Raw genomic sequence first — 12,372 nt, forward strand, 5'->3', positions numbered from 1 at the left:
TTTATGTATTGGTTTTATAGAATATAAAGCTAAATAAAAATGCCCCTTAAGTGATTTACTTAAGGGGCATTTTTTATGATATAAATGTTTTAAATTAGTGACTTATTTTTGACGTCATCAAAAATATTTTTCTAACCATTCATCATTTGAACAATTATCAGGCTAATTTACTCGCAAGAGCAGCACGAACTTGAGCTAATGAAGTACCACCTAAAGCTTCCCGCTTAGCTAAACATGACTCAATCGTTAGACAATCATATACATCATCGGTAATTATTGATGAGAACGCTTGCAGCTCATCTATCGCAAAATCTTCAAGTGGTTTTTGCTCAGCTAACGCCTTAACAACAACCTCACCAACAACATGATGTGCCTCTCTAAACGGCATCCCCTTAGCAACTAAATAGTCAGCAAGTTCGGTAGAGTTTGCATAGCCTTGCTGAGCAGCTTTGAGGGTGTTCTCACGATTAACCTTTAAACCACTTAATACCAGAGCAGCCATCTCTAGACAGATAGACCAGCTATCCATCACATCAAATAAGCCCTCTTTATCCTCTTGCATATCTTTATTGTAAGCGAGAGGAAGTGCCTTCATAGTGGTTAAGATACCAATAAGGCTGCCGTATACTCTGCCAGTTTTACCACGAATCAGTTCGAGCGCATCTGGGTTTTTCTTCTGTGGCATCAATGATGAGCCTGATGTCACCTCATCATCTAAGTCAATAAAGCCTGCCTCACCACTGTTGAAGAAGATAAGATCTTCAGCCATACGGCTCAGGTGCATCATGCTAATTGAAGCATCACTACAGATCTCAACAACATGATCTCTATCTGAAACTGTATCTAAGCTATTTAGGGTTGGCGATGCAAAACCTAAAGACTCAGCAAGCTTATATCTATCCATTGGGTAAGCAGTACCTGCTAGCGCGCCTGTACCTAGAGGACAAGTGTCAGCACGTTTCAGCGCATCTTCTAAACGGCTTATATCACGCTCGAACATCTCCACATAGGCAAGACACCAGTGGCCAAAGGCAACTGGTTGAGCCCGCTGGAGATGAGTATAACCAGGCATTACAGCATCTAACTCACGCTCAGCCAACTCAAGGAGCGCTTGCTTCAAGCCATTAAGTAATACGAGTTGTTGCTGACCTTCCTTTTTACACCACAACTTCAGATCGGTAGCAACTTGGTCATTACGAGAACGGCCAGTGTGCAGCTTCTTACCTAAGTCGCCTACTTTTGCAATTAGCGATTGCTCAACGAAACTATGAATATCTTCAGCACCTGACGATATAATTAGCTCTGGCTTGCCTTCAACCTTTGCCAGTAGCTCTTTAAGCGCGAGTTGTAACCTTGTGCACTCATCCTGAGTCAAAACGCCAACTTGAGTGATGGCATCAGCCCAAGCTATTGAGCCTACTATATCTTGCTCTACCAAACGGTAATCAACTGGTAATGAATCATTGAATAACTTGAACAGTGCGCTGCTCTCTTGGCTAAATCTGCCGCCCCATAATGCCATGCTGGTATCCTCATCTTTTACAAAAAAGGACGCTTAGCGCCCTTTATTTAAATTAAATAATTTGCTGCGGTTTATTGCCCTTTAAGCGCTCTGATACGGCTCGATAGAGAATAAAGACGGATGAACCCTTCTGCATCTTTCTGGTTGTACACGTCATCTTCCCCAAATGTGGCAAACTCTTCAGAGTAAAGGCTGTTTGGTGAACGCTTCTTAACAGCTTGTGCCTGTCCTTTATAAAGCTTAATGACCACCTCACCATTCACTAGGTTAGCTAACGGCTGTGATGCGCCTAATAGTGACTCACACAGTGGCGTAAACCAGCGACCATCATAAACAAGATGAGCCATCTGAGCGCCAACTTGCTCACGCCACTCACGGCTGGTCTTATCAAGTACTAGCTCTTCGATGGCACGTAAGGCTGCAAACATCACAGTACCGCCAGGTGTTTCATAACAGCCGCGAGACTTCATTCCCACAAGTCTGTTTTCTGTAATATCAATTCTACCTACACCATGTGCTCCAGCAACTTCATTCAATACCATCAGCGCTGCATAGGGAGAGAGAGTTTCGCCGTTAACCTTAGTGATACAGCCTTTTTCAACTTCTAAGGTCACATATTCAGGTGCATCAGGTGCATCCTCTGGAGCAACAGTCATGGTCCAAACGCCTTTAGTAGGCTCGTTCCATGGATCTTCTAGCTCACCACCTTCGTGGGAGATATGCCAAGCGTTCGCATCACGGCTATAGATCTTAGTCGCTGAAGCTGCACTTTCAATATTACGCTCAGCAAGGTAATCAAGCAGGTCTTCACGGCTAACCATCTCCCACTCACGCCAGGGTGCAATAACCTGTAGATCAGGAGCCAGAGCTGCAAAACAACCTTCGAAACGAACTTGGTCGTTACCTTTACCCGTACAGCCATGGCATACGGCATCGGCGCCTACTTTACGGGCAACCTCTACCTGAGCTTTAGCAATAATAGGTCTAGCCATTGATGTACCAAGTAAGTAGGTACCTTCATAAATCGCACCAGTTGCGATAGTTGGGTAGATATAATCTGCTACCAACTCCTCTTTAAGATCAACGATATGACATTCAGATGCTCCTGAAGCTATCGCTTTCTCATGAAGCCCTTCAAGCTCTGCATCTCCCTGGCCAACGTCAGCACAAAAGGCAACAATTTCACAATTATCATAGGTCTCTTTAAGCCATGGAATAATTGCAGAGGTATCTAGACCGCCTGAGTAGGCCAGAACAACCTTTTTAACACCTGTTTTTTTCGTTTCGTTAGACATCTTCTTTTCCTAATTCTTGCTACTGTTTCGTCGAACCGTCGACGATATGTAAATTTGTTATTGACCCAGTAAGGTCACAAGTACTGCATTTTGTGCATGCATACGGTTTTCAGCTTGTTGCAGTATCAGAGAGCCTTCGCCATCAACGACTTCAGCAGTTGCTTCAACTTCACGATACGCTGGCAAACAGTGCATAAAGTAGCTCGCGCCTGCTTTGCTCATCAACTCTGCATTAATTTGGTAAGGCTTAAATTTGGCTTCTATTTCAGCCATATCAGCGTTATCACCCATAGAAATCCAAGTATCAGTGTAGATAGCATCCTGCTCGCCTAGCGCACTGATGTCTGATGTTAAAACTAATTCACCGCCATGCTTAGCAGCAATCTCTTGCGCCTCAACAACAACCTGACCGTCAGGGAAGTGCCCTTGAGGACATACGACTGTCATCTTAGCGCCAAGCAATGCAGCACCGTACATCAAAGAGTGTGTCACATTGTTACCATCACCAATGTAGGCTAATTTCACTTTACTGACATCATCAAACTGCTCTGATAGCGTAAGAAAGTCTGCTAGGCCTTGGCACGGGTGATACATATCAGATAGTGCATTGATCACAGGCACACTACCGTGCTCAGCGAGCTCCTCGATGGTAGAGTGCGCAAAGGTTCTGGCAACGATGCCATCAACCCAACAAGAAAGATTAGTCGCAAAATCTTTAACTGGCTCACGCTTGCCCATAGCACCATTTTGCTGATCTAAGTAGATCGCATGACCACCCAATTTATTGATACCGACATCAAAACTGACTCGAGTACGCAGCGACGGCTTTTCAAAAATAGTCGCAATACTCTTACCCGCAAGGGCATTACTATACTCAGCAGGGTTTGCCTTAATCTGCTTTGCTAGCGTTAGTAACTCTTGAAGTTGCTTTTGAGACAGATCTTTAATCGATAGCAGGTGGTTCATTCTCATGCTCTCCTTTAACTGGCACCTAGCAACCACTTCATTTAGGTCGCCAGATATTTATCTATTAAGTTGAATTTATTGTTTCTATATTTAAAGCTAGTTTGGTTGAATCTGTGTGCCGACAGCTTGACCATTGGACAGTGCTGTTAGCTGCTCAGCACTTCTCCAAGAAGCGACTTGCACAGGCTGCCCCATTAATTCTGCAACCTCTAAAGCAGCTTCAACCTTCACTTTCATCCCTTTTTCGATCACACCGATATGAGTTAACTCTTCAATTTGCGATCTATTTAAGCTCTTAATCAGTTGACCTTTACCATCAAGCACACCAGAAACATCCGACAAGAGCACTAACTGGCCATCGACTAGCTTAGCCAATACTGTTGCAGCTTGGTCGGCATTTACATTTAACTGCTGCCCAGCTTCATCAATAGCTATTGAGCTAACAATTGGCAACCAGCCTTGAGACAAAATGTAGTTAAGATAGCCTGCATCTTTTGGTGCGACCTCACCCACAAACCCGAGTTGTTGATTTTTTACTTTTGCTGTCACTATGCCGCCGTCAGCAAGACTCATCCCAACACAGGTCAGCCCAGCCTTAATCGCTGCAGCTTGAAGAAGTTTATTCGATGTCCCTGCAAGCGCTCCTACAATGACAGGCACTTGCTCGGCAGGTGTAACTCTAAGTCCATCCAATTTCTCAGTTTTCATACCATTAGCAGTCAGCTGCTCATCAACCAAACAGCCTCCTCCGTGTACTAAAACCAGCTTTTGGCCTTTAGCTATCATCTTAGCTGCGGTATCCATCAGTCTAGCCATACCCATTTCACATTGAAGTAATGCGCCGCCGACTTTTATAACCAAAGATTTATTGTTCGTTGACATAATATCTATCCAGAAAATGAATTAGTATTTAAAATGAATCTTTATGCACTGATGAGCTTGACTTGCAGCGCCTTTCATTAGGTTATCAATTGCGCTCGCTACAACCAGGTAGCCAGTCTTAGAATCAAACTTCCAGCCAAGGAGGCAATTTGGGGTATTAACCACATCATCTACTTTAGGGAATAGGTTCTGCTTTACTGTGACCAGAGGGGCATTATCGTAAACAGCATAAGCCTGTGCGATATCCTCTTCCGTGGTACCAGGTTTAAGTTGCACAGTGATCGTTGCCAAAATACCACGCTTAAAATTACCTAGGTGAGGCGTAAAGATCACCTCTTGACCTAACTGAGTCGCGATCTCCGGTTGATGTCTATGACCTAACACGCCATAAGGCGTTAAGCTCACTTCACAGAAGCTAGTATTTAGCTGCGCCTTTCTTCCAGCACCTGTAACACCACTCACTGCATTAATCACTGGGAGTGAGTCGGTAAGCATACTTGATAGAGGCTTCAACGCAGTTAATGATGCTGTTGGGTAACAACCAGGAACAGCAATCATCTTACTGTCAGCAATATCTGCACTATTCCACTCAGCCAAGCCGTAAACAGCTTGAGAAAGCACTTCTGGGTAGTCATGCTCGAAGCCATACCATTGTGGGTATTGTTCAGTATCAGCAAAACGATAAGCACCACTCAAATCAAAAACAGCTAATCCCTTCTCATAAAACCAAGCTGCAAGATGCAAGCTCACAGCATGATCTGTTGCTAGCACAACAGCATCTGCTTGTTCGACAATAAGTGATTTAGCTTGTTCAGTTAGGGGGGACAAACATTCTGAAATATGACTATAACTAGGATAAAGCTCAGCCAACGGCTTGCCTTTATCTAAGCTATTTTCTGAAACATACAGACCTTGGATAGTCAGATTTGTATCAGCATTTATGAGAGAAGTTATCTGTGCACCTGTGTATCCACTGGCGCCGATAATGGCAATGTTATTCATAATTTTGACTTCTTAGTTTTGGTAAACAATATAAAAAAGAGGGGGCACTACTTAAGCCCTGGCAGAAACACCAATGTTGACAAGTTTATCGTCGCAGGAAGTCGTTACATGTAACCTTTATGTGAATTTTTGTGTATGAAACAATCATTTTTACTCTCATTAATAACCGCTGTATTGTGGTACTTGTCTTAGCTGTTTGCTAGACTACCACAACAAACTATTTATGCAATATATTTGAATATATATTTTACAGGCCAGATATGAGCAAACTACCAGAACTGAAAACATGCTTTAGCCAACTAATCGCAAGCCCTTCAATTAGTGCTTTAGAAGCAGATCAAGATATGAGTAACCAAGGTGTTATCAATCTACTGAATGGCTGGTTCGACGATTTGGGTTTTCAATGTACAACTCAAGCGGTAACCGACTCTCGTGGTAAGCATAATCTAGTAGCATCATTTGGAAGTGGTAAAGGAGGACTGCTCCTTGCTGGCCATACTGATACCGTGCCCTTTGATGAGGGCCGCTGGAGCCAAGATCCTTTTACCCTAACAGAGAAAGATAGCCGCTGGTATGGATTAGGCACCTGCGATATGAAAGGCTTCTTTGCTCTAATAGTGGAAGCCTTAAAGGAGTTGCCACTCGATCAATTCAAAAGGCCGCTACATATTCTTGCCAGTGCCGATGAAGAAACCACGATGAATGGTGCCAAGGCCTTTGCTGAGGCTAAATCAATCTCACCGGATTATGCCATCATTGGTGAGCCAACAAGCTTGAAGCCTGTATACATGCATAAAGGGCACCTAACCCAAGGAATTCGTGTAACCGGCAGAAGTGGACACTCATCAGATCCTGCAAAAGGATTAAATGCAATCGAGATCATGCACTTGGTCATGGGGCAACTGCTTAAGCTTAAGCAACACCTTGCAGATAACTATCGGGAAGATGCCTTTAGTGTCCCCTATCCAACGATGAACTTTGGTCATGTTCACGGTGGTGATGCCGCAAACCGCATATGTGGCTGCTGCGACCTACATATCGATATACGTCCACTGCCAGGACTACCTCTAGAGGAGTTAGAGCAACTTGTTCTCAATTACCTTAAACCTGTATGTACTCAATTTCCCGGCGCAATCGTTGTCGCTCCACTCTATCCAGGCTCTGAACCATTTGCAGATAGTGCACAGAACAGCTGGAGCCAATTAGTCGCCGAGCTTGCTGCAAGCGCACCAGAAGTCGTTAACTACGCAACGGAGGCACCCTATATATCTAAACTAGGCTGCCAAACATTAGTACTTGGCCCTGGTAGTATTGAACAAGCACATCAACCCGATGAGTTTCTCGATATCAGCTACCTAAATCAGACTGTCAATCTACTCAAGCAACTGATTTTTCACGCCTGTATTAAATAAGCCTTATCGATTTGAATAAAATATCACTTCAGCTGACCGTTATGCGCAAAGCAGAAGTGATATAGAACACATAAGCTCACAATATCCCACTTTTCGTTATTGACCTTCCCCCTGAACACTAGGTATTGTGGTTGATTAGCGTAAATCTGTATGGAGTAAGTATGGCTGATATGTATGCGTCTTTAAGGTCCAATGTCGGTACCTTAGGGCAGATTTTAGGTGAAACAATTCGCACCAATTTAGATGACACTTTCCTCGAAAAAATCGAGCAAATTCGTCAATTAGCCAAAAGCTCAAGACAAGGGGATGAAGCCTCTCGAGATGAGATGCTCAAGTTGCTCACAGCGCTACCAGATAATGAATTAGTTCCCTTTGCTAAAGCCTTCAATCAGTTTCTTAACCTCGCGAATATCGCCGAGCAATTCCATACTATAAGCCGTAACTGTGATGAACTAGTGTGTGTTCCCGACCCAGTAGAGCAGCTTTTAGGTAGAGTATTGAGCAGTAATATCGATCAAGAGAAAATGCTCGATTGTCTACAAAACCTCGATATAGACCTAGTATTAACCGCGCACCCTACTGAGATATCCAGACGTACGCTTATTCAAAAATACTCATCAGTCATTGATAGCCTAGCAGCACTTGAGAATCCTCAGCTTACAGAGCGTGAAAAGAAACAGCATCACCTAAGGCTCAGACAGCTTATCGCACAGATATGGCATACCAATGAGATTCGTCACGAACGGCCAACCCCTGTCGATGAAGCTAGGTGGGGACTAAGCACGATTGAAGTTTCGCTCTGGCAAGCAATCCCAGACTTCCTTCGACAGCTCAATGAGCAAGTAGAAGAGAGAACAGGCAAACAGCTTCCCATCGATATTGCACCAGTACGATTCTCAAGTTGGATGGGTGGCGATAGAGATGGCAATCCATTTGTTACCGCTCAGGTTACCCAAGAAGTCCTTGACCGCAACCGTCATACAGCAGCACGCTTATATCTGAAAGATGTGGTCTTGTTGGTCAATGAGTTGTCGATGGAGGAAGCTAATGATGAATTGTTAGCACTGACTAACAATAGTCATGAGCCTTACAGAGACGTATTGAGAGAGATCAGACAAAGATTACGTAACACAGTCGACTACCTCAATGAACGCCTAGAAGGTCATCATCCTGAAGTCGATTTAAGTACTATCATCTGGCATGAGAATGATCTAAAAGATCCACTGATGATGCTCTACAGAAGTCTAGAAGACTCGGGGATGAGCCTTATTGCTAACGGCCTATTACTCGACATGCTGCGTCGTTTAGCCTGCTTCGGCATTCATATGCTCAGACTCGATATTAGGCAAGATGCCCAGCGCCATAGTGATGTTATCGCTGAGCTTACTCGATATCTAGGTATGGGTGACTTCAATCACTGGGACGAAAGTGAAAAACAAGCCTTTTTACTTAGAGAGCTCAGTAGTAAGCGTCCACTTATCCCCTCTAATTGGCAAGCAAGCAGCGATGTTGCAGAGGTCGTTAGTACCTGTAGATTAGTAGCAAGCCAACCTGCTAGAGCGCTTGGTTCATATGTGATATCTATGGCGAGTAAGCCATCTGATGTGCTGACGGTACTATTACTCCTGAAAGAAACTGGCTGTCCGCATCCTATGCGTGTAGTGCCACTATTCGAAACCTTAGCGGATCTGAATAATGCATCTAGTTGTATGTCAGCATTATTTGATATCGATTGGTACCGAGGCTACACCAAGGGCCATCAAGAGGTGATGATTGGCTACTCTGATTCTGCAAAAGATGCCGGTGTAATGGCTGCAGCTTGGGCCCAATATCATGCCCAAGAGCAACTGGTCGAAATTAGTCGTCAAGCAGACGTTAAACTCACTCTTTTCCACGGCCGTGGCGGCACTATTGGTCGCGGCGGCGGACCTGCTCATGAAGCAATCCTATCGCAACCACCAGGTTCCGTTGATGGACGTATCCGTGTTACCGAACAGGGAGAGATGATCCGCTTTAAATTTGGATTGCCAAAGCTTGCCGTTCAGAGCCTTGCTTTATATACCTCTGCGGTCATGGAAGCTACGCTACTGCCCCCGCCAGAGCCTAAGCCTGAGTGGCGTGCCTGTATGCAAAAAATTGCCGAAGAGTCGGTTGATGCATACCGCTCTATCGTGAGAGAGGAGCCTGATTTTGTCGCTTACTTTAGAGCTGCAACCCCAGAAGTAGAGCTAGGAAAACTGCCATTAGGAAGCCGCCCGGCTAAGCGTCGTGTCGATGGTGGCATTGAGAGCTTACGCGCTATTCCATGGATATTTGCCTGGTCTCAAAACCGCCTAATGTTACCCGCTTGGCTAGGTGCTGGTGAGGCGCTGCAAGCCGCAAGCGAACGTGGTGAGCTACCTCTACTACAAGAGATGGAGCAAGATTGGCCCTTCTTTAAAACCCGTATATCTATGCTTGAAATGGTCTATGCGAAAGCTGAACCTAACTTAGCAAAATACTATGAAACCTGCTTAGTTCCTGAGAACCTTCATCACTTGGGTGACGCACTAAGAGTACGATTAGCGACTGGCGTTAAGGCCGTTATGGAGTTAACTCAATCTGAAGTATTGATGGCCCACACCCCATGGAACCGCGAATCAGTAGAGCTAAGAAATCCCTATATTGATCCACTAAACTTTATGCAGGCTGAACTACTTGCCAGAACACGTAAAGAGGAAGGTGCATCAACAAATGTGGAACTTGCGCTTATGCTCACCATTGCGGGTGTAGCAGCAGGAATGAGAAATACTGGCTAATGAAGATAATTCACTTTGCGGTAGCACTATTGATCTTGTCCTTAACGGGTTGTGTCAGTCAATACAATATTACTGAGGCTGAACTTGAAGGTTACCTCTCTGATGAGATCCATTTTGAAGTCAAAGAGGGTAATCAACTTTTTGGCATAGAGATGCGGATCAATAATATCGATGTAAGTCTAGGCCATAAACCTGAGATGATGTCTGTTGCAGCACTCAGTGTCATCAAGGTCCGTAATCCGCTTATGCCATTTAAGGCTGAGATGAAAACAACATTTGAAGCAAAGCCTTGGTATGACGCAAGCAATCATAGCGTATACCTTCGTGAGCTAAAACTCGTTGAAATCTCATCAAGCCCTAAGGACTTTGATAAAGCTATCCAACAGTTTTCACCACAGGTCATGAAGTTTCTCACTCAATTTTTAGAGACCCAGCCTGTTTATGTTCTCGATATCAAGGAGTCAAATCAGGCATTACTCGCTGAAATGACTAAACGTATTGAGGTGGTACCAGGAAAATTAAAGCTTATTTTCGATGACTAGCTTGCCAGAAAAAAGCTCTGCAGTTTAAACAGAGTTAAACAAAAAACGGTGCAACTTAGTTGCACCGTTTTTTATAAAAGTTGTACTGAGATTAAAAGTCTTTTACTTACTGAAACGACTAAAGGAAGAGTAATCGACAATGACAGCCTCTTGAGCGAGTTCACGCCTTAACATGTCATAAGCGACTGCTGTAGATAGGGTTCTCACTAATGCACGTGACCGACTAGGTAATTTTAACATCTGACTATGCACACCGTACTTAGTTGCAAGTGCAATCGCTACCGTCCCAACGGGTTTTTCTTCAGTTCCCCCATCTGGGCCCGCGATGCCACTCGTAGCTAGAGCGTAATCACTATCAAGGATTTCTCGAGCACCTCTCGCCATCTCTTCAACTGTGGCTATAGAGACTGCACCGTGATCATCCAGTGTCTGAGGGTTGACTCCAAGTACTTTTACTTTAGCTTCATTGCTATAGGTCACTAGGCCATGATGCAAGTATGACGAGCTGCCAGCAAAAGCAATCAAACCACTGGTTATCATGCCACCAGTACACGACTCAGCAACACTTAAGCTTATTCCAGAATTGAGAAGAGTATTATGGATCTCTTGATCGAGTGTCGTAACGTTTTCAGCCACTACAGCATTGCCTAATAACGCCTTCACCTCTGATTCGACTCGAGGCAAAGAAGCTATAGCCGTTTCACCTCGCGCAAATAACTTAATTTCTATGTAGGGCATATATGAGCGGTAACCTAAGGTTACCCCATCAGGGAGCGGGATAACTTCTAACCTATCAGCTAGAGCTGACTCACCATTGCCTAAAGTTAACAGCTTCTTTAAAGCTACGGAGGTGGAGGCTGTAAAACGTTCCTCAACGAAAGGAATAAATTGCTCTTTTACCATTCTCTTAAATTCAAATGGCACTCCTGGAGTAAAGAACAGCCAAGCACGATTAAACTTAACTGCAAACCCACAAGCTGTACCAACGGGATTATCAATCATGATCGCGGTTTCAGGCAGTAAGGCTTGCTTTAGATTACTCTCAGCCATCACCCTGGCATTACGACTAAACCAATCTTCGAGCTTAGTGCGCCACTCTTTATTCTCAACTAAAGGGACCCCCATGGCTAAAGCCATAGCTTCAGTCGAGAGATCATCACTCGTTGGACCTAAACCACCATTAACCATGATGATATCAGCCTCATGGCTTCGCTCTTCGAATACAGCCACGAGATCTTCTAAACGATCACCCACAGTGATACGACGCTGACACTCAATACCTTTTTCCATAAGGGTATTAGCAAACCAAGCCGCATTAGTATCAACTATCTGTCCAGCCAACACCTCTTCACCAGTACAAATCATTTCAAGTTTCATCGATAACCTTAAATCGCTAATCCATTAATAGCAGCTAAAGTAACAAGCCAGCTATTAATAGCAATAGCCATTCATGATTTATATCATTCAGAATATGTTAAGCAAAAAAGACGGCTGACAGTACTCAGCATTAATTATTAGTCGTTTAAAACTAAATGAATGCAGTTAATGGCCGTGTTCAGCGGCGCGAGACCGCCATAGATAGCAGAAGTGTCGATATTGAACGACTATATGGATATAGGAGGTAGAGCGAAGCACGACTGAATGGATTCAGGAGGTAGGGTAACGCAGGAGCGGTTACCGAGGATGCTAGAGCCTTTATCGACCGACGTCGGAAGAAGCTATTTTGTAGCCTGCAACAAAGGCGCCTTTCAATGTCCAGCTTCGAGCAAGCTCTCCGCGTTCAGAGCCAACATCAAGCTTCGCTTGATAAGCGTAGGCTCGTCACCCTACTATCACATGAAATGAAGCATGCTTCGCATGCGCTATTTACTTCCCATGTTCGAGTGGTCATTTCAAAAGCTGTTAAACGAAAAAATCCCCAACACAAAGTGCTGGGGATTTATCGTTTATTAG

Annotated in this window: 10 protein-coding genes; 4 read left to right on the plus strand and 6 right to left on the minus strand. The window is 44.2% G+C overall.

Annotated features, from left to right (window positions below; translation table 11 throughout):
- Nucleotides 1–157: 157 nt before the first annotated feature.
- From argH to argC, 5 genes are all read right to left on the minus strand, one after another.
- Nucleotides 158–1,522, minus strand: coding sequence for an argininosuccinate lyase (gene argH, locus BM736_RS12235; protein ID WP_076412440.1), 1,365 nt, complete (start codon nt 1,520–1,522; stop codon nt 158–160).
- 71 nt (nt 1,523–1,593) lie between these two features.
- Complete coding sequence (locus tag BM736_RS12240) at nt 1,594–2,817, minus strand: argininosuccinate synthase (protein ID WP_076412443.1); 1,224 nt, start codon at nt 2,815–2,817, stop codon at nt 1,594–1,596.
- Between the two features lie 57 nt (nt 2,818–2,874).
- On the minus strand, nt 2,875–3,783 hold the full coding sequence (locus BM736_RS12245; RefSeq protein ID WP_076412445.1) for an ornithine carbamoyltransferase: 909 nt from the start codon (nt 3,781–3,783) through the stop codon (nt 2,875–2,877).
- A 96-nt stretch (nt 3,784–3,879) separates the two neighbouring features.
- Nucleotides 3,880–4,665 carry an acetylglutamate kinase gene (argB, locus tag BM736_RS12250; RefSeq protein WP_076412448.1) on the minus strand — a complete coding sequence of 262 codons (786 nt, stop codon included), beginning with the start codon at nt 4,663–4,665 and terminating at the stop codon, nt 3,880–3,882.
- Between the two features lie 21 nt (nt 4,666–4,686).
- Entirely contained in the window at nt 4,687–5,667 is a 981-nt protein-coding gene (gene argC, locus BM736_RS12255) for an N-acetyl-gamma-glutamyl-phosphate reductase (protein WP_076412450.1), read from the minus strand.
- 260 nt (nt 5,668–5,927) lie between these two features.
- On the opposite strand from argC, the gene argE reads away from it, so the two are divergent.
- The 3 genes from argE (at nt 5,928) to BM736_RS12270 (ending at nt 10,419) form a co-directional block, all read left to right on the plus strand.
- Nucleotides 5,928–7,079, plus strand: coding sequence for an acetylornithine deacetylase (gene argE / locus BM736_RS12260; protein WP_076412453.1), 1,152 nt, complete (start codon nt 5,928–5,930; stop codon nt 7,077–7,079).
- A 161-nt stretch (nt 7,080–7,240) separates the two neighbouring features.
- Nucleotides 7,241–9,877, plus strand: coding sequence for a phosphoenolpyruvate carboxylase (gene ppc, locus BM736_RS12265; RefSeq protein WP_076412456.1), 2,637 nt, complete (start codon nt 7,241–7,243; stop codon nt 9,875–9,877).
- A complete protein-coding gene (locus tag BM736_RS12270; protein ID WP_076412458.1) occupies nt 9,877–10,419 on the plus strand; it encodes a DUF1439 domain-containing protein in 543 nt (180 codons plus the stop codon). Before ppc ends, BM736_RS12270 begins: the two co-directional genes overlap by 1 nt.
- A 102-nt stretch (nt 10,420–10,521) precedes the next feature.
- Here the strand turns inward: BM736_RS12270 and BM736_RS12275 are convergent, their stop codons facing one another.
- The gene (locus tag BM736_RS12275) at nt 10,522–11,796 is read right to left on the minus strand and encodes a CinA family nicotinamide mononucleotide deamidase-related protein (RefSeq protein WP_076412460.1); all 1,275 of its coding nucleotides are present in this window, start codon (nt 11,794–11,796) and stop codon (nt 10,522–10,524) included.
- 374 nt (nt 11,797–12,170) lie between these two features.
- On the opposite strand from BM736_RS12275, the gene BM736_RS25310 reads away from it, so the two are divergent.
- Nucleotides 12,171–12,372: hypothetical protein (locus BM736_RS25310; protein ID WP_218638746.1), on the plus strand; the 202-nt coding region annotated here is incomplete at its 3' end.

It is taken from the genome of Shewanella sp. UCD-KL12 (assembly GCF_001957125.1).
In the GTDB taxonomy this organism is placed as follows: domain Bacteria; phylum Pseudomonadota; class Gammaproteobacteria; order Enterobacterales; family Shewanellaceae; genus Shewanella.

Coding starts and splice junctions, on each gene's coding strand:
- BM736_RS12275 (WP_076412460.1), bottom strand. CDS start 11,796: ATGAAACTTGAAATGATTTGTACTGGTGAAGAGGTGTTGGCTGGACAG.
- ppc (WP_076412456.1), top strand. CDS start 7,241: ATGGCTGATATGTATGCGTCTTTAAGGTCCAATGTCGGTACCTTAGGG.
- argC (WP_076412450.1), bottom strand. CDS start 5,667: ATGAATAACATTGCCATTATCGGCGCCAGTGGATACACAGGTGCACAG.
- BM736_RS12245 (WP_076412445.1), bottom strand. CDS start 3,783: ATGAACCACCTGCTATCGATTAAAGATCTGTCTCAAAAGCAACTTCAA.
- argE (WP_076412453.1), top strand. CDS start 5,928: ATGAGCAAACTACCAGAACTGAAAACATGCTTTAGCCAACTAATCGCA.
- argB (WP_076412448.1), bottom strand. CDS start 4,665: ATGTCAACGAACAATAAATCTTTGGTTATAAAAGTCGGCGGCGCATTA.
- BM736_RS12240 (WP_076412443.1), bottom strand. CDS start 2,817: ATGTCTAACGAAACGAAAAAAACAGGTGTTAAAAAGGTTGTTCTGGCC.
- argH (WP_076412440.1), bottom strand. CDS start 1,522: ATGGCATTATGGGGCGGCAGATTTAGCCAAGAGAGCAGCGCACTGTTC.
- BM736_RS12270 (WP_076412458.1), top strand. CDS start 9,877: ATGAAGATAATTCACTTTGCGGTAGCACTATTGATCTTGTCCTTAACG.